The sequence below is a fragment of the Telluria sp. ZT3P26 genome, from assembly GCF_059686035.1.
Genome location: NZ_JCASII010000005.1, coordinates 383342 through 404995 on the forward strand (window position 1 = coordinate 383342; position 21654 = coordinate 404995).

At 65.6% G+C, this 21654-nt stretch carries 20 protein-coding genes; 13 read left to right on the plus strand and 7 right to left on the minus strand.

Translation table 11 applies throughout. From position 1 onward, the window contains the following. Both AC56LN_RS18170 and AC56LN_RS18175 read right to left on the minus strand, forming a co-directional pair. The gene (locus tag AC56LN_RS18170) at positions 1-1200 is read right to left on the minus strand and encodes a substrate-binding domain-containing protein (RefSeq protein WP_499573825.1); all 1200 of its coding nucleotides are present in this window, start codon (positions 1198-1200) and stop codon (positions 1-3) included. A gap of 45 nt (positions 1201-1245) precedes the next feature. After that, complete coding sequence (locus AC56LN_RS18175; protein WP_499573826.1) at positions 1246-3528, minus strand: TonB-dependent receptor; 2283 nt, start codon at positions 3526-3528, stop codon at positions 1246-1248. A gap of 247 nt (positions 3529-3775) precedes the next feature. Here AC56LN_RS18175 and AC56LN_RS18180 point away from each other — a divergent pair, with 247 nt between their 5' ends. Further along, the gene (locus tag AC56LN_RS18180) at positions 3776-4696 is read left to right on the plus strand and encodes a LysR family transcriptional regulator (RefSeq protein ID WP_499573827.1); all 921 of its coding nucleotides are present in this window, start codon (positions 3776-3778) and stop codon (positions 4694-4696) included. Between the two features lie 44 nt (positions 4697-4740). Here the strand turns inward: AC56LN_RS18180 and udk are convergent, their stop codons facing one another. Further along, positions 4741-5382: a uridine kinase gene (gene udk / locus AC56LN_RS18185; RefSeq protein WP_183550835.1), complete on the minus strand. Its 642-nt coding sequence runs from the start codon at positions 5380-5382 to the stop codon at positions 4741-4743. 58 nt (positions 5383-5440) lie between these two features. After that, positions 5441-6418, minus strand: coding sequence for a TIGR01777 family oxidoreductase (locus AC56LN_RS18190; protein ID WP_499573829.1), 978 nt, complete (start codon positions 6416-6418; stop codon positions 5441-5443). A gap of 271 nt (positions 6419-6689) precedes the next feature. On the opposite strand from AC56LN_RS18190, the gene AC56LN_RS18195 reads away from it, so the two are divergent. The 9 genes from AC56LN_RS18195 to AC56LN_RS18235 all read left to right on the plus strand — a co-directional run bounded on the left by AC56LN_RS18195 (position 6690) and on the right by AC56LN_RS18235 (position 14490). Further along, a complete protein-coding gene (locus AC56LN_RS18195) occupies positions 6690-8108 on the plus strand; it encodes an SLC13 family permease (protein WP_499573830.1) in 1419 nt (472 codons plus the stop codon). Between the two features lie 25 nt (positions 8109-8133). Continuing rightward, complete coding sequence (gene mdcA, locus AC56LN_RS18200) at positions 8134-9801, plus strand: malonate decarboxylase subunit alpha (RefSeq protein ID WP_183550846.1); 1668 nt, start codon at positions 8134-8136, stop codon at positions 9799-9801. 11 nt (positions 9802-9812) lie between these two features. Continuing rightward, positions 9813-10136 (plus strand): malonate decarboxylase acyl carrier protein, encoded by a 324-nt coding sequence (gene mdcC / locus AC56LN_RS18205; protein ID WP_499573832.1) that lies wholly within the window; start codon positions 9813-9815, stop codon positions 10134-10136. Beyond that, positions 10133-11041, plus strand: a complete 909-nt coding sequence (locus AC56LN_RS18210) for a biotin-independent malonate decarboxylase subunit beta (RefSeq protein ID WP_499573834.1) — start codon at positions 10133-10135, stop codon at positions 11039-11041. The genes mdcC and AC56LN_RS18210 overlap by 4 nt, the downstream gene beginning before the upstream one ends. Next, positions 11041-11757 carry a biotin-independent malonate decarboxylase subunit gamma gene (mdcE, locus tag AC56LN_RS18215; protein ID WP_499573973.1) on the plus strand — a complete coding sequence of 239 codons (717 nt, stop codon included), beginning with the start codon at positions 11041-11043 and terminating at the stop codon, positions 11755-11757. Before AC56LN_RS18210 ends, mdcE begins: the two co-directional genes overlap by 1 nt. Next, positions 11741-12415: a malonate decarboxylase holo-[acyl-carrier-protein] synthase gene (gene mdcG, locus AC56LN_RS18220; RefSeq protein WP_499573836.1), complete on the plus strand. Its 675-nt coding sequence runs from the start codon at positions 11741-11743 to the stop codon at positions 12413-12415. Before mdcE ends, mdcG begins: the two co-directional genes overlap by 17 nt. Continuing rightward, entirely contained in the window at positions 12408-13304 is an 897-nt protein-coding gene (mdcB, locus tag AC56LN_RS18225) for a triphosphoribosyl-dephospho-CoA synthase MdcB (protein ID WP_499573837.1), read from the plus strand. The genes mdcG and mdcB overlap by 8 nt, the downstream gene beginning before the upstream one ends. Beyond that, positions 13274-14230, plus strand: coding sequence for an ACP S-malonyltransferase (locus tag AC56LN_RS18230; protein ID WP_499573839.1), 957 nt, complete (start codon positions 13274-13276; stop codon positions 14228-14230). Before mdcB ends, AC56LN_RS18230 begins: the two co-directional genes overlap by 31 nt. A 131-nt stretch (positions 14231-14361) precedes the next feature. After that, complete coding sequence (locus AC56LN_RS18235; protein ID WP_332529949.1) at positions 14362-14490, plus strand: hypothetical protein; 129 nt, start codon at positions 14362-14364, stop codon at positions 14488-14490. An 89-nt stretch (positions 14491-14579) separates the two neighbouring features. On the opposite strand, the gene AC56LN_RS18240 is transcribed toward AC56LN_RS18235, so the two are convergent. After that, positions 14580-15725, minus strand: a complete 1146-nt coding sequence (locus tag AC56LN_RS18240) for a GNAT family N-acetyltransferase (protein ID WP_499573840.1) — start codon at positions 15723-15725, stop codon at positions 14580-14582. An 83-nt stretch (positions 15726-15808) separates the two neighbouring features. On the opposite strand from AC56LN_RS18240, the gene AC56LN_RS18245 reads away from it, so the two are divergent. Both AC56LN_RS18245 and AC56LN_RS18250 read left to right on the plus strand, forming a co-directional pair. Beyond that, positions 15809-17881: an NAD(+) synthase gene (locus AC56LN_RS18245; RefSeq protein ID WP_499573842.1), complete on the plus strand. Its 2073-nt coding sequence runs from the start codon at positions 15809-15811 to the stop codon at positions 17879-17881. Then, on the plus strand, positions 17878-18216 hold the full coding sequence (locus tag AC56LN_RS18250) for a P-II family nitrogen regulator (RefSeq protein ID WP_183550870.1): 339 nt from the start codon (positions 17878-17880) through the stop codon (positions 18214-18216). Before AC56LN_RS18245 ends, AC56LN_RS18250 begins: the two co-directional genes overlap by 4 nt. Before the next feature lie 25 nt (positions 18217-18241). Here the strand turns inward: AC56LN_RS18250 and AC56LN_RS18255 are convergent, their stop codons facing one another. Further along, entirely contained in the window at positions 18242-18847 is a 606-nt protein-coding gene (locus AC56LN_RS18255) for a trimeric intracellular cation channel family protein (RefSeq protein ID WP_183550873.1), read from the minus strand. Between the two features lie 211 nt (positions 18848-19058). On the opposite strand from AC56LN_RS18255, the gene AC56LN_RS18260 reads away from it, so the two are divergent. Then, positions 19059-19484 (plus strand): DUF1842 domain-containing protein, encoded by a 426-nt coding sequence (locus tag AC56LN_RS18260; protein WP_499573844.1) that lies wholly within the window; start codon positions 19059-19061, stop codon positions 19482-19484. On the opposite strand, the gene AC56LN_RS18265 is transcribed toward AC56LN_RS18260, so the two are convergent. Next, a complete protein-coding gene (locus AC56LN_RS18265) occupies positions 19453-21648 on the minus strand; it encodes an ATP-binding protein (protein ID WP_499573846.1) in 2196 nt (731 codons plus the stop codon). The genes AC56LN_RS18260 and AC56LN_RS18265 overlap by 32 nt on opposite strands. Positions 21649-21654: the final 6 nt, after the last annotated feature.

The following is a 21654-nucleotide window of genomic DNA, read 5'->3' on the forward strand; positions in this document are numbered from 1 at the left end:
TCAGCGCCTGTTCCGCACCGGCAGCGGCATCGCGCCGGCCGGGATCTCGCGCACCAGTTCGAGCAGGTCCCATTCGTTTTTCTGGTCCTTCCTGATGCGAAAGTGGTACATCGGCTGGAGCGCCTGGTGGTCCTGGTTGCGAAACACCATGGCGCCCTTCGGTGTCTCGAAGCGCATCCCTTCCATCGCCGCGATCATCCGGTCGCCATCGCCATCCGGCACCTTGCCCAGCGCGGCAACGACCGCGCTGGCGGCGGCCATGCCACCGGCCGTGAACATGTCGGGCGGTGTGGTAAAGCGCTTCATGTGCTGCGCCACCAGCCAGTCGTTCATCGGATTCTTCGGGAAATCATAGTAGTAATGGATGGTGCCTTCGGTGCCGGCATGGGCCTTCCACGTTTGCATCACGGGCAGGATATTGCCACCCGGCGCCAGCGCGATGCCATAGCGTTCCGGTTTCATGGCGGCGATCTTGTTCATCGGGCTGGGGCCGGCCCAGACGATGGCCAGCACGCGCGGCTGCGGCTTGTCCTTGAGTGCATCGAACAGACGCTGCGCCGATGCCGTAAAGTCGGTCGTGGCCAGCGGCGCATACTCTTCGTGGATGACGCTGGCCTTGCTGCCGGTGGCGGTCAACGCTTCCTTGCCGGCCTTGATCGCATCGCGTCCGAACGCGTAATCCTGCGCCAGGAAGGCCACGCTGCCGCTTTTGAGCGTGCTGGCGGCGGCCAGCGCATCCTGCATCGAACTGCGCGCCGTGCGAAAGATGTACTTGTTCCACTTGTCGCCCGTGATTGCATCGGCCACGGCCGGCTCGATGATCAGGATTTTTTTATACTCCTTCGCCACTGGCAGCATGGCCAGCGCCGACGCGGACGAGGTGGTGCCCACGGCGATGTCGACGCGGTCGTCGCCATACGCCTCGGCCAGCAGCGTGCGCCCCAGATCGGGCTTGCCCTGGTCGTCCTTGACGTACACCTTGATGGCGCGGCCGTTGATGGCCATCGTCCCTTTGGTCAGGTACTCGAGGCCGAGCATGAAGCCGTTCTCGGTTTCGCGCGCATAGGTCTCGAGCGCGCCCGTCTTGCCGGCGATGAGGGCCACCCTGAACGCCTTGCCCTGCGCGCCAGCGTGGGGCGCGGCGCCCAGGGCGAACACCGCCAGCAGCAGGAAGGCGAAGGATCGGATCGGATGGGGCATGCGGTCTCCTCGTGATGTGTGGTCAGGCTTGGCCGTGGCTGCGGTTCAGAAGCGCAGTTCGAGCGTTGCCGACACCGTGCGCGGGTTGCCGTAGAACGCGGTCAGCGTGCCTTCGTTACCCAGCGTCGGGAACAGGTAGCCGGCTGTTTTATAGTGCTCGTCGCCCAGGTTCTTGCCATGCAGGCCGGCGCGCAGCTTGCCGTCGGCGCGGGTCCAGACGATGCTGGCGTCCCAGATCCGGTACGAGTCCTGGTCGAGGATCGATGCGGTTTCGAACTGGCTGGTAGCGCCCTTGAACGCGTAGCTGCCAATCAGCGACACGCGCCCGTTGTGGCCCATGAGCGGGAGCGGGATGTCGTAGCTGGCGCGCAGATTCGCCGAATTCTTCGGCGTGTTCTGGAACGTGCGCTGGCCGGCCACGTTGACGTTGGCCACGATGTACTCTCTATACTTGGCGTCGATATAGCTGTACATCCCGGCCACCATGAAGCTGGGCGTGAAGTTGGCGACCGCCTCGAGTTCGACGCCCTTGATCCGGGCCTTGCCGGCGTTGGTCGTCACGCCGGCGAAGCTGTCATCGCGCCCGTCGCCGTTGGTGTCGATGGCGACCGAGCCGGGAATCTGCACGTCCTGGTAATCGCTGTGGAACACGGCAAGATTGGTCGTGATCCGCCCACCATGGAAGGCCGACTTCAGGCCCAGCTCCGTTGTCTCGATGGTTTCCGGCGCATAGCCGGCGCGCGCGGTGGCGATCGGGATGCGCGTGCCCACCACGTTCAGACGCGGATCGAATCCGCCGCCCTTGAAGCCTTCGGCATACGACGCGTACAGGTTGTGGGCGTCGTTGACCTTCCAGCTCAGTGCCACGCGAGGCGTGAATTTCTTGTCCGTGCGCTCGAGCAGGCCGCCGCGCAGGTCGGTGTCGGTGCGAAACAGGATCGCGTTCGGGTTGCCCATGGCGGGCGAGCCGGCCAGACCGAAATAGATCTGGCGCAGCACGTCGCCTTCGCGCTTGTCGACCGTGTAGCGCCCGCCCAGCGACAGGTTCACGCCATCGGCGATCGTGTAGCTGCCGTCGACGTAGGCGGCCCAGGCTTGCGTGTCGATGTCGCCCAGCGTGAAGGTCGACGTGGGTACCGCGCCGGCCAGCAGCGTGTCGAACTGGTTGAAGGCATTGGCGTCCATGTAGTACACGCCGGCCACGCCCTGCAGGCGCGCGCCGGTATAGGTCACCTGCAGCTCCTGGCTGAACTGGCGGTTGGTGTACAGCGCCGGCACTTCCATGTCGACGACGGGCAGGGCGTCGAAGTCGATCGGTGCCCACGATTTGTCGCGGCGCGCGGCGGTGATCGACTTCAGGCGCCATGCGCTGTCGACGGTGTAGTCGACCGTCACCGAGCCGCCGTACGAGCGCACTTCCTGGTCGCGGCCCAGTACTTTTGTCAGGTTGCCGCGCGTGTCGAACACGTCGTCCAGGATCGGCGCGCCGCCCGTGCGGCCGACGATCAGGCGATGGCCGTTCTTGGGGTTGGAATCGTCCTGCGTGATGTCGCCGGCCAGGCGGACGAACAGGTCCGGGGTCGGCGTGAACTCGGCCGAGACCCGGCCGGCCGTGACGTCCTTGTCGTAGTTGCCTTTGCCGGTGGTGAGGTTGGCGCCGAAGCCGTCGCGCGTGAAGCGGGCAAAGGTGCCGCCGATGCGCGCCGTGTCGGACAGCGGCGTGCTGGCCGTGAGCACGCCATCCCGCTGGCCATAGTCGCCGAATGTGGCGCGCACGCGCACGTCGCGCTGCGGCGCGAGCTTGCGCGTCACGTACTTGAGCGCGCCGCCGATCGTGTTGCGGCCATACAGCGTGCCCTGTGGGCCGCGCAGCACCTCGATGCGCTCGACGTCGTAGATGTCGGCCACGGCGGCCTGCGGCCGGGCCAGGTAAATGTCGTCGATGTAGATGCCCACGCCCGACTCGAAGCCGGCCAGCGGGTCGGCCTGGCCGACGCCGCGGATGAACGCCGTGAGCGTGCTGTTGGTGGCGCGCGACGCCTTGAGCGTGGTGTTGGGCAGCGACAGCGCGAGCGCAGTCACGTCGGGCAGCGCCTGTTTGGACAGCTGGTCGGCGGAGAACGCGGTGACCGATACCGGCACGTCCTGCAGCGACTCTTCGCGCCGGCGGGCGGTGACGACCACCCGCGACATGTTCTCGTCGGTGCTGCCCGCTGCCGGGATGCCCGTCGCTTCCTGCGCGTGGACGGCGCCGATGGCGCTACTGCACGCGGCGAGCAACGCGCACGTGGACGGATGCAGCAGCTTCATCTTTCTGATCGGACGCATGCCTGTCTCCTTGTTGTTCGTCGCCACGGTGAATGTGTCGCTCAATGGGGGAATGTGCCCGAGCGCACCATGCGTCGCCTTGCGTATCAACAAGCGCTCTGATGAATACGCAGTTTGAATGGCGGCGATGCAACAGATGGTCGGACGGATGCGCGCCGTCTCACCAGACTGAGCCGGCGCCTGGCGATGGAGACCCGGGCGGGCGCTTCATGTATCCTCGTACCGTATCCATTTCACGAGGGCCCTCATGCGCAGCCAGATCAGCGACGACATCACCTTCCGCAAGCTCGAGATCCTGCTGGCGTACATGGAAGGCGGCAACCTGAACGCCGCCGCCCGCATGCTCGACATCAGCGCCGTGAGCGTGCACCGCGCGTTGCATTCGCTGGAGGACGGGATGAGTTGTCAGCTGTTCAGTCTGCAGGGGCGCAACCTGATTCCCAACGACGCCGCGCAGGTGCTGGCAGACGTGAGCCGCGAAGTGGTGCGGCTGATGGCGGACGGCATCGCAGCGACGCGCTCGGCCGCCGGTTATTCAGCCGATCATCTGAAGATCGGCTCGCTGTATTCGCTGACGACCGGCACGATCCCCGATGTCATCATCGGCATCAAGCTGCGCAAGCAGGAACTGGAAACCGAACTGGTACTGGGCTCGAACGCGGATCTGCTGCACAAGCTCAAGCAGAATGCGATCGATGCGGCGCTGATGGCGGTGCCCGAACCCGATCCGGATATCGAATCGATCGCGCTGTTCGAGGACGAGGTTTTCTTTGCGGCGCCGGCCGGCTCGCCGTATGCGGGGATGGCCGAGGTAGATCTGCGCGCATGCGCAGACGAAAAATTCGTCTGCCTGAAGGATGGTTTCGTGACCTTCAGCGGGTTCCAGGAAGCATTCCGCATCGCCGGCTATGCACCGACGATCGTCACGCGCGTGGGCGATATCTTCTCGCTGATGAACCTGGTGGGGGCGGGGATCGGCTACACGCTGCTGCCGGGCCGCGTGCGCCACGCGTTCGGCGACAAGGTAGAACTGATCCCGCTCAAGAGCGACTACCTGATGCGCCAGACGATCGGCCTGAGCTTCCTGCGCGTGCGTGAACGGGATCCAAACCTGCTGGCGCTGGCGGCGGTGTGCCGGATGCTGAAACACCGCACGCCAGCGGGCTGACCCCGTTGGCGCTGATGCCAGTGCGGATCAGCGCCCGGCCAGCTTCACGAACGCTTCAGCTGGTTGATGACGCTGGCGACCTTCGTGGTGATCATGTCGACCGCCGGATTGTTCGCCCCGTGCGGGATGATGACATCGGCATTGCGCTTGGTCGGCTCGATGAATTGCTTGTGCATCGGGCGCACGGTGTCCAGGTACTGGCTGATGACGCTTTCCACCGAGCGGCCGCGCTCCGTGATGTCGCGCTGCATGCGGCGGATGAAGCGGATGTCGGATGCGGTGTCGACGAAGATCTTCAGCGACATCATGTCGCACAGTGCGGGGTCATACAGGGCGAACAGGCCTTCGATGACGATGACCGGGGCCGGCTTGACCCGGATGGTGCGGTCCGAGCGGTTGTGCAGCGTGAAGTCGTACTCGGGCATGTCGATCGACTCGCCCCGGCGCAGTGCCTGAACGTGCTGCACCAGCAGCGACCACTCGAACGCCTGCGGATGATCGTAATTCTGCTGGGTGCGTACTTCGGGGCTGAGATGCGTCTGGTCGCAGTAATAATCGTCCTGCATCACGACCGAGACCATTTCGGTGCCGAACGTGGACAACACTTGCCTGGACACCGTGGACTTGCCACTGCCGCTACCGCCCGCGACGCCAATAATAAACGGTTGAAAAGGAAAACTGAGCATGCCGAATGATACCGGAATCCGGACCTGACTGACAGGCCCCGGGGCCCTGGCAGCGCCGTTACTTCAGGCTGCGCAGCGCCGCTTCCAGCGCCGGATAGGTGAACTCGAACCCTTCACGGGCGAACCGCAGCGGCACCACACGCTGGCCTTCGAGCAGCAAATCAGCCTGCTCGCCCAGCGCCAGGCGCATCGGCCAACCGGGCGTCGGGATCACGCATGGCCGTTTCCAGACGCGCGCAGCCGCCTGGCTGAATTCCAGTTGCGACACCGCGATCGGCGCAGTGAAGTTGGTCGCACCAGACGTCGGCGCAGACCGGTCATTCAGCGCCTGCTTCCAGCGGTGGGCGATGCCCGCGACCAGATCGTCGATGTGGATCCACGACAGCCACTGGCGGCCGCTGCCCAGCCGGCCGCCGATGCCCAGCCGGATCGGCAGCAGCATCATCGGCAGCGCGCCTTGCTCGCCCAGCACCAGGCCGAAGCGCATGCACTCGACCTGCACGCCGTGGCGCACAGCGCCGGCCGCGGCCGCTTCCCACTCGCGGCACAGGTCCGACATGAACATCGGCTGCGGCGGCGCTGCTTCGTCGAGCTTGGCGTCGTCGCCAATGCGCTGGATGCCGTAGTAGCCGATCGCCGATGCCGACAGCAACAGCCGCGGCTTGTGACTGGCGCGGCCAATCCAGTCGACCACTTTTTCAGTCAGTGCGACGCGGCTCTGGCGCAGCACAGCCTTGCGCGCGTCGGTCCAGCGCTGGCCCAGGATCCGGGCGCCGGCCAGGTTGACGACGATGTCGACCTGGTGGTCAGGCGGCAGATCATCCATCGCGGCGATGGCGCGTACCCGGCCACCGAACAGCGTCGCAGCGCGCCCCACGTCGCGGGTCAGGGCGATCACCTGGTGGCCGTCCTGCAGCAGGGCGCGCACCAGGTGCTGGCCCACGAAACCCGTGGCGCCAGTCACCAGGACGCAGCGGGCAACGGTGTCGAACACGCTGGGTGTCTTGCTGGATGTCGGGGTCGCACTCGTTGTCAACTTGTTCTCCGGTTCTTTGTTCTCAATTCTGCCAAGACAGGAATGTAACACTTCCGCTGACAGTAAACGTTGCCACCCCAGCGTAATTGATCTCGGCAGCAATCGGGTTTACCTTGGCCGCACAACCTGCATAACAAAAGAGCATGGCCGGCCCCGCAAAGCTCCCGAGACCACGGTCCGAGGAGGCGATGGCGACAGGCCATGCATTGGAGACGTATCACCAGCGACGCGCCGGGTGGAACCGGTCGCCGCACCTCGTAGGAGCCACCCTGTGTCCTCTCATGTCATTGCAATCTGCGTTCTGGCGCTCATGTTCATCGTCGCCACCGCCATGCCCATCAATATGGGCGTCATCGCGTTTGTCGGCGCCTTCCTGGTCGGCACCCTTGTCTTCAGCATGGAGACCAAGGCCATCATGTCCGGCTACCCGGCCGAGCTGTTCCTGACCCTGGTCGGCATCACCTTCCTGTTCGCCCAGGCCCAGAACAATGGCACCATCGACTGGCTGGTCAGACTGGCCGTACGGGCCGTTGGCGGGCGCATCGCCGCCATTCCCTGGGTCATGTTCGCGGTCACGGCGCTGCTGACCTCGGTCGGCGCCGTCAGCCCGGCCGCGGTGGCGATCATCGCCCCGATCGCGCTGGGCTTTGCCGCCAAGTACAAGATCAATCCGCTGATGATGGGCCTCCTGGTCATCCACGGCGCGCAGGGCGGCGGCTTCTCGCCGATCAGCATCTACGGCGGCATCACCAACAAGGTCGTCATGGAAGCCGGCCTGCCGATTTCGCCGCTGACCACCGCCTTCACCAGCCTGGGCGTGAACCTGGCCGTGTCGATCATCCTGTTCTTCGTGTTCGGCGGCGCCAAGCTGATGCGCCAGGAAATGCCGAAGTCCGGCGCCGGCATCCGTCCGATGACGCCATTTACGCCACCGGTGGCAGTTGCAGCGCAAGGTCCGCAGATCTACGGCGACGCCGAGAATGAAACCGGCAGCGAAGAGCGCCTCACCGCGCAGCGTTCGACTGCCGCCGTCGGCGCCGTCGGCAACGGCGGCCCCGGTTCGGGCCTGGGCACCGGCGACATCGACCTGCATGCCGGTCCGACCTTCCACCAGATGTTCACCGTTGTCGGCCTGGTCGCGCTGGCCGTGCTCACGCTGCTGTACAAGCTCGATATCGGCTTCGTTGCCCTGACCATCGGCCTGTTGATTTCGATCCTGTCGCCGCAGGTGCAAAAGCGCGCCATCGGCCAGGTGTCGTGGCCCGAGATCATGCTGATCGTCGGCGTGAGCACGTATGTCGGCGTGATGCAGAAGATGGGCACGATCACCTGGGTTGGCGACAGCGTCGCCAGCCTGACTTCGCCACTGATGGTGGCCTTGCTGCTGCTGTTCGTCGGCGCCATCGTCTCGGCCTTTGCGTCCTCGACCGCGGTGCTGGGTTCGCTCATTCCGCTGGCCGTGCCATTCCTGGCATCGGGCACGGGTGTCGATGCCATCGGCTTCATCGCTGCCATGGCCGTCGCCTCGACCATCGTCGACGTCAGCCCGTTCTCGACCAATGGCGCACTCGTGCTGGCCAGTGCCCAGGGCATCGACCGCGACGTATTCCTGCGCCAGCTGATGATCTATGGCGGTATCGTGACGCTGGTGGCACCGATCGTCGTATGGCTGCTGTTCGTGGTGTTGTAAGGCCACGCAAATTTTAGGAACTATCATGAATCATGCTGAAGGCCGCTGGACCGGCCAGCAACGTAACCGCAGCGAGCGCCTGGCCCGCGCCGGCGCCGCCCTTGGCGGTGCGCTCGACGGCAAAGTCGTCCAGGCCTCGCACATCGTCGAGCTGCTGCACGCGGTGCTCGAACCGGGCGACCGCGTCTGCCTCGAAGGCAACAACCAGAAGCAGGCTGACTTCCTTGGCAAGGCCCTGACGCGCGTCGATACGGCGCGCGTGCATGACCTGCACATGCTGCTGTCGGTGCTGTCGCTGCCGGAACACCTGGACGTGTTCGAAAAGGGGATCGCGTCGAAACTCGATTTCTCGTTCTCGGGCCCGCAGGCCGGGCGCCTGGCCAAGCTGGCGCAGTCGGGCAAGCTCAATATTGGCGCGATCCACACCTACCTCGAGCTGTTCGCCCGCTACTTCATCGACCTGACGCCGCGCGTGGCGCTGGTGGCCGCCGAGATGGCTGACCGCGACGGCAATCTGTACACCGGCCCGAATACCGAAGACACGCCGGCTATCGTTGAAGCGACCGCCTTCAAGAGCGGCATCGTCATCGCGCAGGTGAACCAGATCGTTGACAAACTGCCCCGCATCGACATCCCCGGCGACTGGGTCGGCTACGTCGTGCAGTCGCCCACGCCGTATTACATCGAGCCGTTGTTCACGCGCGATCCGGCCCTGATCTCCGAGATCCAGGTGCTGATGGCGATGATGGCCATTAAGGGCATCTATGCCGAGTACGAGATCGAGCGCCTGAACCACGGCATCGGCTTCGACACGGCCGCCATCGAACTGCTGCTGCCAACCTACGCGGCCAGCCTGGGTCTGAAAGGCAAGATCGCCCGTCACTGGGCGCTGAACCCGCATCCGGCGCTGATCCCGGCGATCGAAGCGGGCTTCGTCGAGTCGGTGCACTCGTTCGGCTCCGAACTGGGGATGGAAAACTATATCCGCGCGCGCCCCGACGTGTTCTTCGTGGGGCCGGACGGCTCGATGCGCAGCAACCGCGCCTTTTCGCAGGCGGCCGGGCACTACGCGTGCGACCTGTTCATCGGCTCGACGCTGCAGATCGACTTGCAGGGCAATTCGTCGACCGCCACGCTGGGGCGCATCGCGGGCTTTGGCGGCGCGCCGAACATGGGCGCCGATGCGCGGGGCCGGCGCCATCCGAGCAAGGCCTGGCTGAAGGCCGGCGAAGAGGCGCGCGCGGGCCGCAACGTGATCCCGCGCGGACAGAAGCTGGTGGTGCAGATGGTCGAGACCTTCCGCGAACACATGGCGCCGGCCTTCGTCGATAAGCTCGACGCCTGGCAACTGGCCGAGCAGGCTGGCATGGCGATTCCGCCCGTGATGATTTATGGTGACGACGTCAGTCACATCCTGACCGAGGAAGGCATCGCCAACCTGCTGCTGTGCCGCACGGACGAAGAGCGCGAACAGGCGATCCGCGGCGTGGCCGGCTACACGCCGGTGGGCATGGCGCGCGACAAGCGCATGGTCGAGAATCTGCGCGACCGGGGCATCATCCGCCGGCCCGAAGATCTCGGCATCGACAAACGTATGGCGACCCGCGACCTGCTGGCCGCCAAGAACATGAAGGGCCTGGTGCGCGCATCGGGCGGGCTGTACGACCCGCCGAAGCGCTTCAGGAACTGGTAAGGAACAACATCATGGAAACGCTGAACTATCGTTTCGAAGGCGGGCAGCGCCCATTGAGCGGCATGCCGCAACTGGTGGGCGTGGTGGGATCGGGCAATCTCGAGATCATGATCGAACCGGCGCACCTGAAAGGCGCGTGCGAGATCGAAGTGCGCACGGCGGCTGTCGGTTTCGGCGCCACCTGGCAGGCCGTCATGGCCGACTTCCACGCGCGCTGGAGTCTGGCCGACGCGCGCGTGAGCGTCAACGACATGGGCGCCACGCCGGCCGTCGTGAGCCTGCGCCTGGACCAGGCGGTCGAATCCATTGCCGATCTGCCCGGAGGCGCGCCATGAGCAGCTACCAGGAACTCACGGCGCGCCAGCGCATTCCGGCGATGTTCGATGCCGGCAGTTTTGAAGAATTTCTGCCGCCGTCAATGCGCATCGTCAGTCCGCACCTGGCGCAGCTCGATGCGGCGGTGTCGTTCGACGATGGCGTCGTCGTCGGCCGCGGCAAGCTCGGTGGCCAGGTCGTGTTTGGCGCGGCGCAGGAGGGCGGCTTCATGGGCGGCGCGGTGGGCGAAGTCCACGGCGCCAAGCTGGTAGGCATGCTGCAACGTGCGATCGACGAGCGGGCGCACGCTGTCGTGCTGCTGCTCGAATCGGGCGGCGTGCGGCTGCACGAAGCCAATGCGGGCCTGATCGCCGTGTCGGAAGTCATGCGCGCGATGCTCGACGTGCGCGCGGCCGGCATCCCGGTGATCGCGGTGGTCGGTGGCGCCAACGGGTGCTTTGGCGGCATGGGCATCGCGGCGCGCTGCGCCAATACCGTCATCATGTCCGAAGAAGGGCGTCTGGCGATGTCGGGTCCCGAAGTCATCGAGACTGCCAACGGCGTGGAAGAATTCGATTCGCGCGACCGCGCGCTGGTGTGGCGCACGACGGGCGGCAAGCACCGCTACCTGCTGGGCGACTGCCAGGTGCTGGTGGAAGACGACACCGAGGCGCTGCGCGCTGCGGCGCTCGAGGCCATCGCGGACATCCCGGTGGGCGGCGCGCCGTTGACGCTCGACGGCCTGCTGGCCGAGCAGGCGATGCTCGAACGGCGCCTGCATGACACGCAGGGCCTCACCGAACCAATGGATATCTGGAAGGGGCTGGGCATTGCTGACCCGGCGCGGGTGCCGATGCTGGAACCCGACGCCTTCCTCACACTGGCGACGCAGCACCGCGCCACGCCCACGCTGGGAGAACGATGATGGATTGGCAGAACGTAGCAGCACAATTGTTCCCCGACGGGCATACCATCACCGAAGCCGACAATTTTTTAAGCGGCAGTGCGCAGGTCGATGGCAAGCCGGTGGCTGTCATCGGCACCACCGGCCACACCCCGATCGGCATCGAGATCGCGCTGGCCCAGGCCCAGGCGATCTTGCGGACGGTACGCGAGCATCCGGGGCGCCCGATCCTGATCCTGGTCGACACGCAAGGCCAGCGCCTGCGCCACCGCGACGAGATGTTGGGCATCAACAGCTACATGGCCCATCTGGGCAAGTGCGTGGACCTGGCGCGGCGCGAAGGCCACACGGTGATCGGCCTCGTGTACGACCAGGCGCTGTCGGGTGGCTTCATCACCAGTGGCCTGATTGCCAGCGCGTGTTATGCGCTGCCCCAGGCGACCATCCGCGTGATGGGCTTGCCGGCGATGGCGCGCATCACGAAGGTGCCCGAGGAACGCCTGACCGAGCTGGCCAAGGACAATCCCGTGTTCGCACCTGGGCCGGAAAACTACCTGCGCATGGGTGGGCTGCACGGCATCTGGGATGGCGATCTGGCCGGTGAACTGGTGCGCGCGCTGGCCGATGCCAAGGCCGAGGACGGACGCATGGCGCTCGGCTTGGCGCGGGGCGGCCGCCTGATGGCGCATCCGGTGGCGCAGGCGGTCAGGGTGGGCAGCGATGTTCGCCCGGCATGACCTGGTCTGGCTGACGAGCCGCGGCTGGCAGCGCGTGCGCTCGGGCGCGCCGCAGGCCGCACTGTCTGCGCTGGATCGCTGGCGTGACGGCGGCTGGCCGGCGGTCGTGCGGCGCACCGAAGCCGGCATGCTGCCGGGCGAAGTGGCGATCGGGTTCCCGTTGCCGCCACGGCCTGAAGATGGCGGCAAACTCAAATTCGGCTGCGCGGTCGAGATGTCCGATATCGGCCGGCGCACGCGCGCCTTGCCGCTCGTGGGTGCACTTGATGCCGTGCCGGCGCAGTGGCGTGAAGGCCTGGAAGCACTCGAACGCCAGGCGGCCGATGCCGGCGTGAGCCTCAGCGTATATGGCTCGGTGGCGCTGGCTGCGCTCACGGGCCAGTATTATCTGACGCCGTTGTCCGATATCGACGTGCTGCTGCAGCCGCAGACGCGGCGCCAGCTGATGATCGGGCTCGATCTGCTGTCGTGGCATGCGGGTATCCTGCCGCTCGATGGCGAAGTGGTGTTCCCCGACGGCCGCGCCGTCGCGTGGAAAGAATTGCGCGCGGCGTTTGCCGGTGCGCCGGGCACGCGCGTGTTGACGAAAGGGCTGGACCGCATCGCGCTGGTCCTGCCCGAAGCATTGATGGCCACGCTGGAGGAAGAACATGGATGACCTGAACCGCGTACAGACGACACGCCTGGCTGGCCGGCCCGAACGCGCCGATGCCGGCGAGCGCGCCTTTTGCCAGCGCATCGCGCGCGTGGCCGTGCGCAGCCTGTATGCGGAACTGGTGCTGTATCCGAAGCCGGGCCTCGTCTCGAAGATCGACAACGGCAGCCATACCGACATGACGGCCGCCACCTTCGTGCGCAGCATGTTTGCGCTGCGGCGCTACTTCGGCGACATCACGCGTGCCGGCATGCTGGACGCCCCGTTCCACGCTTTAAGACAACTGGGGATCGACGCCGAAGTGCGGATGCTGCGCGCGACTGGCGGCATCAATACCCACCGTGGCGCGATCTTTTGCCTGGGCATGCTGTGCGCGGCCATCGGTCGCTGCCGGGCGCGTGGTGACGCCTTGACCCCGGCGCGCATCGGCGAACTGCTGCGCGCCTGCTGGGGCCAGGCGCTGGGGGCGCACAGCATTGTCAACGGCGAGCCTGTTTCGCACGGCGCCCGCGCCGTGCTGCGCTACGCAGCGAGCGGCGCGCGTGAAGAAGGCGCGCTTGGCTTTCCATCGGTGTTCGATGTGGGTCTGCCGGCGCTGCACCAAACACTGGCAGCGGGGCGCGGCATGCGCGAAGCCCGCATCGATGCACTGTTTGCGTTGATGGCTCACATCAGCGACACCAATGTCTACCACCGTGGCGGCGTCGAAGGCGCCTTGACGGTGCGGCGCCAGGCGCGTGCTTTCGTCGCGCGCGGCGGCACGGCGGCGCCCGACTGGGAAGCGCGGGCGCTGGCCAGCCACCGCACCTTCGTGGCAGCGCGGCTGTCGCCGGGCGGCGCGGCCGATCTGCTGGGCGCCGTGTGCCTCGTGCACGCGGTGGCGACGCGCTGATGGCGGGGCGCCTGGCCATCCTGTGTCCGGGGCAGGGCGCGCAGCATCCGGCCATGTTCGACATGGCGCGCACGGATCCTGCCGCCAGCCGGCTGCTTGAGGAATGGCGCGCCGATCCGGCGCTGAGCCCAACGCTGCAGGCCGGCCTTGGTGAAGAGCGCTTCACGAACCGCATCGCACAACCGGCGATCGTCGCCGCCACTTTATCCATGTGGCGCGCACTGCAGGACACGATCGCAACGCCGGCGCTGGTGGCAGGCTACAGCATCGGCGAGTTGTCGGCCTATGGTGTGGCCGGGGCGCTGGCACCGGAAGACGTGATCAAGCTGGCCATCGAGCGGGCGCGCCTGATGGATGCCTGCTTGGTCGATGGCGCGGCGCAGGGCATGGTGGCGCTGTCCGGCATGCCGTCCGGGACCGTTGAAGGCTTGTTGGCCAGCGCCGGTTTTTATCCGGCGATCGTGACCGGTGACGATGCGCTGGTGGCCGGCGGTCCAGCCGCGCAGCGCGAGGAACTGGCCAGGGCGGCAGTTGCCGCCGGTGGCCATGCCACGGTGCTGCCGGTCGCCGTCGCATCGCATACGCCGCTGCTGGCGGGCGCGGTCGCAGCGTTCGCGGCCTTGCTGGCTGATGCGCGATGGCACGTACCTGCGATCCCGGTGCTGTCCGGCATTACGGCCGAACCGGTGTTCGATGTGGCCAAGGCGCTGGCGGACCTGCCGCGCCAGATCGCCGAGCCGATCCGCTGGCGCGACTGCATGGACGCGATGACCGAAACCGGGGTCACCGTCGCGCTCGAACTGGGGCCAGGCGCCGCGCTGTCAAAAATGTTGCAGTTCCGCAACCAGAATATCGCTTGTCGCTCGGTGACCGAATTCCGTTCACTTGACGGGATACGCGCCTGGCTAGACAGGCAGCTCGACTGACATTCACGAAGCTGATGTCTGATATTGCAACTCAGAATTGGAAAACACGCTGAGTCGCCTATATAACAGTTGCACACCAACTGAAACCATAGGCGTTGCCCATCTGGGTAATGCAATCGAAGGAGCTCTACGTGAAAAAGATTGTCCACGCACTGGTCGCCGCTGCCGGCAGCCGCGCCAAATATGCCCTGCGCAAGCGGGCAGAAGCCATCAAGCCAGCGAAGGTCGATTATCGCCTGAACGCCGGCGGCTGGAACTAAGCAGTACCCGCCGCTACCTGTTGGCGGACCGATGAAAAGGCTGGGCCCGTACTGCGGGCCGGCCTTTTTTTTTATCTAGGAGCGTCGTCTTATGGCTGGCTGCGGAACGGACTGCGCTCGTTCAATTCATCAAGGTAGTCATCGATGCCGCCTGCTTCCCGCTGCAGGAAATTTTCCACGGCATTGGCAAACGACGGATGCGCCAGCCAGTGCGCCGACCAGGTCTTGGTCGGCAGGAAGCCGCGCGCCATCTTGTGCTCGCCCTGCGCGCCGCCTTCGAACGTGGCGATGCCCTGTTCGATGCAGAATTCCAGCGGCTGGTAATACGCGGCCTCGAAGTGCAGGCACGGCACGTGTTCCAGCGCGCCCCAGTAGCGCCCGTACAGCGTGTCGGCATCGTGGATGACGAGTGACGCGGCGATCGCACGGCCTTCCAGCTCGGCGATCACGAGCAGGATATTGTCCGGCATCGTCGCACCGATGCGCAGGAAAAAGTCCAGGTTCAGGTACGGCGTCGAGTGATGGTCCTTGTAGGTATTGCGGTAGCAGCGGTTGAACAGCACCCAGTCTTCGCGGGTGGCGTCCGCCCCGCGCACGCGCCGCATCGTCACGCCAGCGTCGACCACCTTGCGCCGCTCGGCGCGAATGTTCTTGCGCTTTTTTGGCTCGAGCGTGGCCAGAAAGTCGTCGAAGCTCGCATAACCCCGGTTCAGCCAGTGAAACTGCACGCCGCTGCGCAGCAGGAAGCCGGCATCCTTGAGCGCCTGCGCTTCATCCTCGGGCGGGAACAGGATATGGGTCGACGAGACCTCGGTGGCCGACTGCGTGGCCGTCAGCACGTCGATCAGCGCGGCGCGCGCGGCGGCATCGACCGCCAGCAGGCGCGAACCGGCCACGGGCGTGAACGGGATCGCCGACAGCAGCTTCGGGTAATAGTCGAGGCCATTACGGGCGTAGGCATCGGCCCAGGCCCAGTCGAACACGTACTCGCCATACGAATGGCCCTTGACGTACAGGGGCAGGGCGGCCGCCAGCACGTCGGCCGCGTCGTACAGCAGCAGGAACTGCGGCTGCCAGCCGCTCTCGGGCGCTGCGCTGCCCGATGCGTGCAGCGCATGCAGGAAGGCGTACGAGAGAAACGGCGTCGGCGCGGCCTGGGCCTGGACCAGCGCGTCCCATGGCGCCTGCCCGACTTCGGACAGGCTCGAGACGATATGCGTGCGATAATCTGTCATTGCTTTCAACATTGCTTCCAATTCTACGAAGTTAGTGGCGACGGGCAGCGATTCGCCGCGTCGGCACTGCGAGAGACCCATTCATGAACAGCCGATTCTTCAATCTCTATTCGCACCATTTTGCACGCGTTGCCGTCGCCATCCCGCGCATCCGCGTGGCCGACCCGGCCTACAACGTCGAACAGACGATCCAGCTGGCGCAGCAGGCGGCAAGCGAAGGGGCGGCGCTGGTCGCGTTTCCCGAACTGGGCCTGTCCGCCTACACCTGCGACGACCTGTTTCACCAGAGTACGCTCCTCGATGCCTGCCTTGACGGCTTGCAGGCCATCCTCGATGCCTCGCGCAGCCTGCCGCTGGCCATCGTCATCGGCATGCCGCTGCGGGTCAACCACATGCTGTTCAACTGCGCCGTCGCCATCGCCGACGGGCGTGTGCTGGGCGTGGTGCCGAAAAGCTATTTGCCTAATTATGGCGAGTTTTACGAATCCCGGCAGTTCACGCCCGCCGATTGCGCGCCCGTCGACAAGATCGACCTGTTTGGCGAGGCGGTGCCGTTCGGCGTGAACCTGCTGTTCGAGGTCGCCAACCTGCCGCTGCTGCGCTTTCACCTCGAAATCTGCGAAGACGTCTGGGTGCCGGTGCCACCGTCCTCGTTTGCGGCACTGGCCGGCGCCACGGTTTTGGTCAATCTGTCGGCATCGAACGTCGTCGTCGGCAAGAGCGGTTACCGCCACCAGCTGGTCGGCCAGCAATCGGCGCGCTGCATGGCCGCCTACCTGTACACGTCGGCCGGGCGGGGCGAGTCGACCACCGACATGGCGTGGGACGGCCAGTCGCTGATCTACGAAAAGGGCGAGCTGCTGGCCGAATCCGCGCGCTTTTCCGACGAGTCGCAGATCATTTTCGCCGACGTCGACCTCGAGCGTCTGTCGCACGACCGCATGAAGGCGACCACGTTCGCGCAATCGGCGCGGCGCCATGCAAGCGAAGTCGCGGCGTTTCGCGTCGTGCGCTTCGAGCTCGCGCTGCCGCTCGAACGCACCTTGCCGCTGGCGCGCAGCATAGAGCGCTTCCCGTACGTGCCGACCGACCGCGCCCGGCGCGACGAGCGCTGCACCGAGGTCTACAACATCCAGGTCCAGGCCCTGATCCAGCGCCTGGCCTCGAGCGGCATCCAGAAGGTGGTCATCGGCGTGTCCGGTGGCCTCGATTCCACCCACGCGCTGCTCGTCTGCGCCAAGGTGATGGATCGGCTGAAGCTGCCGCGCACGAACATCCTGGCCTACACGATGCCGGGCTTCGCCACCAGCGAGCGCACCCTGAAGCAGGCGCGCGACCTGATGGCGGCCGTGGGCTGCAGCGCGCAAGAGATCGACATCCGCCCGAGCTGCATCCAGATGCTCAAGGATCTGGGGCACCCGTACAGCGAAGGCACGCCAGATTACGACATCACGTTCGAAAACGTGCAGGCCGGCGAGCGCACCAACCACCTGTTCCGGCTGGCGAACTTCCACAACGGGATCGTGATCGGCACGGGCGATTTGTCCGAGCTGGCGCTGGGCTGGTGCACCTACGGCGTGGGCGACCATATGTCGCACTACAACGTCAACGCCAGCGTACCGAAGACGCTGATCTCGTACCTCGTGCGCTGGGTCGCCGAGACGGGCGCCGTGGTTGCCGAAGGGCAGTCGCAGGTGCTGATCGACATCCTCGACACCGAAATCAGCCCCGAGCTGGTGCCGGGTGGCGCGGCCGATGCCAAGCCCGCCCAAAGCACGCAGGAGCGCATCGGCCCCTACGAGCTGCAAGACTTCAATCTGTTCTATACACTGCGCTATGGCTTCAAGCCGAGCAAGGTCGCGTTCATGTCGTACGCCGCGTGGCACGACAATGCGGCAGGCCGCTGGCCGGACGAGACCGGCACGCGCAACCAATACGACCTGGATGCCATCAAGCGCAACCTGTCGATCTTTCTGTTCCGCTTCTTCAAGACCAGCCAGTTCAAGCGCTCGTGCGTACCGAACGGACCAAAGGTCGGCAACGGCGGCTCGCTCTCGCCACGTGGCGACTGGCGCGCACCGTCCGACTCCGAGGCCACCGTCTGGCTCGACGACCTGGCGACCATCCCCGACTCATCGAAAGGACTACCACCATGAAACAGATTACCTGCGTGATCAAACCGTTCAAGCTCGACGAAGTGCGTGAAGCGCTGGCCGAAGTGAACGTCACCGGCCTGACCGTCACCGAAGTGAAGGGTTTCGGTCGCCAGAAGGGGCATACCGAGCTGTACCGCGGCGCCGAATACGTCGTGGACTTCCTGCCGAAAGTGAAGATCGAAGTGGTGGTGGACGATCCGATGGCCGACAGCGTCGTCGACGCCATCATCAAGGCAGCCCGCACCGGCAAGATCGGTGACGGCAAGATCTTCGTGCAGAACATCGAGCAGGTCATCCGGATCCGTACCGGCGAGACCGGCCCCGACGCCGTCTAGGCAGGCCCATCGGGGCGGTGCGTCGTTACCGCCCCATCCGCATATCGAACTTCCATGTCAGCAGCCTCAGGCCGCTGATGAACAGGCAGCTCGACCACAGCGCGAAATCGTCCGGCACGCCGTACTTGCCCATGAGCAAAAACAGCCAGTTGCCTATGAAGGCGCAGATCGCATACGGTTTGCCGTCACGGAACACCATCGGCACTTCGTTACAGACGATATCGCGCAGCACACCCCCGAAAATCCCGGTAATGACGCCCATCATCGAGGCGATGAAGATCGGCATGTCTGCCGCCAGCGCAGCTGACACGCCCGCGATCGAGAACAGCCCCAGGCCCACGGCATCGGCAATCACGATCAGGCGTTCGGAAACGATCTGGCGCAGCGTGCGGATGAGCGGAGAAGCGACGAGCGCCAGCACGAAGATCGCGATCGCATATTCCTGGTGCGTCACCCAGAACAGCGGGCGCTTGTCGAGCAGGATGTCGCGCAGCGTGCCGCCGCCGAATGCCGTGATGAAGGCGACGGTGAACACCCCGACCAGATCCATGCGCTTGCGGCGCGCTTCGATGAAGCCGGAAAATGCGCCGACCAGGATCGCCATGATTTCGATGAACTTGATGAGCGTCATGCAACAGTGGGCTGGGAATGGTGTTGTGAGATTACCACGTGCTCGGCGCTTGCATAAGAGAATTATGTATGGGTGGCACGGATCACGCCATGCCGCGTGCGAGCCGGAAGAAAACCGGAAGGTGATTCCGGCCGGGTGTGCTTACAGTGGTCATGTCCCGGGCGGTGTGAACGCCGGGCAGTCCCGGCAGGCCAACCAGATCAAGGAGCACATGATGGCGAATACGTTCGAATCCGTACGAGTGATCACGCTGACCGCAGGCAACCAGGGCATGCCCGGCGCCCCGATCCTGACGATGGCACTGATGATCGACGGGGCCGATGGCACCGTGCAGGGCAAAGGCGAGATCTCCCAGGCCCTGGCGCCGCCGTACGGCGAGCTGCGGGTGTCGAACATCACCGGCCAGATACGTGCGATGGGGTTTGGCCCGGCAACGCAGGCGCTGGCGCTCAAGGGCACGATCTTCACGACGCTCAAGCCACCGGCAATCGGTACCATGGAGATGCCGTTCAGCGCCTTCTTCGTGACCGACAACGACTGGGTGGGCAGGGGCTACTTCAACTACCCGCCCAATGACGTGACCGATGTGCCGATCGTGCCGGGCCTTAGCGTGCGAGCAGCGGCAGCCGCAACGTGAAGATGACCCGCCCATCCGCATAGCGGTAGGCCAGCTCGCCCTGGTGCTCGCGCACGATCTGCTGCGCGATGTACAGGCCCAGGCCCATGCCGGTGCGGTTGCGCGGATTGTTCATCGACGCGCGCTTGAACGGGTTGAACAGCGTGGCCACCGTCTCGGGCGCGATCGCCTGGCCGGCGTTGGCCACCTCGACCGACGCGTCACGCTCGTTGGCGCGCAGGCACACGGTCACCGGCGTGCCGGGCTCGCCGTGGTGGCGCGCATTGCTCATCAGGTTCGACAACACCTGGCCCAGGCGGCCGCTGTCGGCCCTGACAGTGGCCTCGTCGTCGCAGATCAGGTCGAGCGGGATCGACGGGTAGGCCATGCGCGCCTCATCCATCAGGTCGATCAGCAAATCCTTCAGGTCGACCGGCACCAGCGACACGCCCAGACCCATGCCACTGTCGATGCGGCTCATGTCCAGCACCTGGCTGATCATGCGCTGCATGCGGTTGGTGGATGACTGGATGCGCTTGCCCAGCGTCGGCTGGCCGTTGCCGCCGCCGTTGCCGGTGCGTTCCAGGACCATGCCGGCCATATTGATCGAGTGCAACGGATCGCGCAGATCATGCCCGAGCATCGCCAGCAGCTGCGCGCGGGTGGCTTCGGTCTGCGAGCGGTGCGAGTTCATTGCGCGTACGAGTTCGGCCAGCGTCAGGCGGGCATTGCCCAGTACGGTCGGTTCCCACGGGTGCGCGCAGCCGCGCACCGTCTCGTGCCAGGCATCGAATGAGCCGCGCGGCGTCAGGCGTTCGCCCAGCGGACCGAAGATGGCAATTTTTTCCGGACGGCCACCCCAGGCAACGGTTTCGATCTGCTCGACACGCAGCAGCACGCACCAGCCCTGGCCCATCGGGTCGAAGGGCAGGGCCAGCATGCCGACCCACTTTCCCAGCTGCTCCCGGAGCGCCTCCGGCCATTCGCGCCTGGCTTCGCGCACCAGCAGATCGTGCTGGTTGTCCGGCAGCGATGCGATGATCGCCTTGGCCAGCTCCGGCGCCAGTTCGCCATGCACGACCACCTTGCCGTGCTGGGCGACGATCATTGCCTGGGCGCCGGCAGCGGCCATCAGCGACGTGCCGTGCTCGCCCAGCGCGTCGATCGGGTCGTCGTCGAGCAGCAGCGATTCGACGATGCCGGTGCGTACACGGGCCGATTCTTCGGCCAGCGTGGCGTCGGCGCGCGCTTCGATGCTATGGATGGTCGACGCCATCACCTGCGCCAGCACGTCGGCCGCCAGGCGCACCGCGTAGGGCACCAGCTTCTTCGACATGTGATGGCAGGCGATCAGGCCCCACAGACGCCCGTTGATGACGATGGAGACGCTCATCGACGCCATCACGTGCATGTTCTTGAGGTACTCGATGTGCACCGGCGAGACGCTGCGCAGCACGGCAAAGCTCATGTCCAGCGGTGGGGCACCGGGGGCGCCGCGCAGCGGCACGGCGGTGTAGTCCATGTCGCCGATCATGCGCAGCGTGTTGAGCGTGTACAGCCGGCGCGCCTGGGCCGGGATGTCGCCGGCCGGGTAGCGCTGGCCGATGTACGGGACCAGGTCGTCGCGCCGGCTTTCGGCCACCACGTCGCCGCTGTCGTCAGCGCGGAAACGGTAGGCCATCACGCGATCGAATCCGGTGAACTCGCGCACCTGGGTGACGGCGGCGTTAAGCAGCCCTTCGATGGTTTTCTGGCGGCGCAGGCGGTCGATCGAGCTGTGCGCCTTGACGGCGAACTGTGACACTTCTTCGGTCGAGGCTTCGCGCAATTCGAATTCGGCCGTGATGCGACCGCCGGCAGCGTGCACCACACAATCGTATTCGGCCGCGCCGATGGACAGGCCGGCCACGATCGGGCCGGCATCGTCGTCGTGCAGGGTGCCGATGCAGTCGGAGATGGCGTCGAAGGCCGCCACCGGCAATGCCAGCGCATCGAGCGACAGGCCCAGTTGCGGGGCGACACCCAGCATACCGGGCGCGTTTTCGCTCCAGCCGGCCAGACGTGCGTCTTCGGTAAAGAACAGCATGGCGCCGTGAGGCTGGATCGAGCCCGGGATATGGATCGGCTCGTCGGCGCAGGACGACAAATCGACCTGCTGCCCATGCTCCATGGTCACCGCTTGCATTGCCTT

What these genes read in the sequence shown, in the direction of transcription:
- AC56LN_RS18170 (WP_499573825.1), bottom strand. Translation starts at nt 1,200, where the DNA reads ATGCCCCATCCGATCCGATCCTTCGCCTTCCTGCTGCTGGCGGTGTTC.
- AC56LN_RS18175 (WP_499573826.1), bottom strand. Translation starts at nt 3,528, where the DNA reads ATGCGTCCGATCAGAAAGATGAAGCTGCTGCATCCGTCCACGTGCGCG.
- AC56LN_RS18180 (WP_499573827.1), top strand. Translation starts at nt 3,776, where the DNA reads ATGCGCAGCCAGATCAGCGACGACATCACCTTCCGCAAGCTCGAGATC.
- udk (WP_183550835.1), bottom strand. Translation starts at nt 5,382, where the DNA reads ATGCTCAGTTTTCCTTTTCAACCGTTTATTATTGGCGTCGCGGGCGGT.
- mdcA (WP_183550846.1), top strand. Translation starts at nt 8,134, where the DNA reads ATGAATCATGCTGAAGGCCGCTGGACCGGCCAGCAACGTAACCGCAGC.
- mdcC (WP_499573832.1), top strand. Translation starts at nt 9,813, where the DNA reads ATGGAAACGCTGAACTATCGTTTCGAAGGCGGGCAGCGCCCATTGAGC.
- AC56LN_RS18210 (WP_499573834.1), top strand. Translation starts at nt 10,133, where the DNA reads ATGAGCAGCTACCAGGAACTCACGGCGCGCCAGCGCATTCCGGCGATG.
- mdcE (WP_499573973.1), top strand. Translation starts at nt 11,041, where the DNA reads ATGGATTGGCAGAACGTAGCAGCACAATTGTTCCCCGACGGGCATACC.
- mdcG (WP_499573836.1), top strand. Translation starts at nt 11,741, where the DNA reads ATGTTCGCCCGGCATGACCTGGTCTGGCTGACGAGCCGCGGCTGGCAG.
- mdcB (WP_499573837.1), top strand. Translation starts at nt 12,408, where the DNA reads ATGGATGACCTGAACCGCGTACAGACGACACGCCTGGCTGGCCGGCCC.
- AC56LN_RS18240 (WP_499573840.1), bottom strand. Translation starts at nt 15,725, where the DNA reads ATGACAGATTATCGCACGCATATCGTCTCGAGCCTGTCCGAAGTCGGG.
- AC56LN_RS18245 (WP_499573842.1), top strand. Translation starts at nt 15,809, where the DNA reads ATGAACAGCCGATTCTTCAATCTCTATTCGCACCATTTTGCACGCGTT.
- AC56LN_RS18250 (WP_183550870.1), top strand. Translation starts at nt 17,878, where the DNA reads ATGAAACAGATTACCTGCGTGATCAAACCGTTCAAGCTCGACGAAGTG.
- AC56LN_RS18255 (WP_183550873.1), bottom strand. Translation starts at nt 18,847, where the DNA reads ATGACGCTCATCAAGTTCATCGAAATCATGGCGATCCTGGTCGGCGCA.
- AC56LN_RS18260 (WP_499573844.1), top strand. Translation starts at nt 19,059, where the DNA reads ATGATGGCGAATACGTTCGAATCCGTACGAGTGATCACGCTGACCGCA.
- AC56LN_RS18265 (WP_499573846.1), bottom strand. Translation starts at nt 21,648, where the DNA reads ATGCAAGCGGTGACCATGGAGCATGGGCAGCAGGTCGATTTGTCGTCC.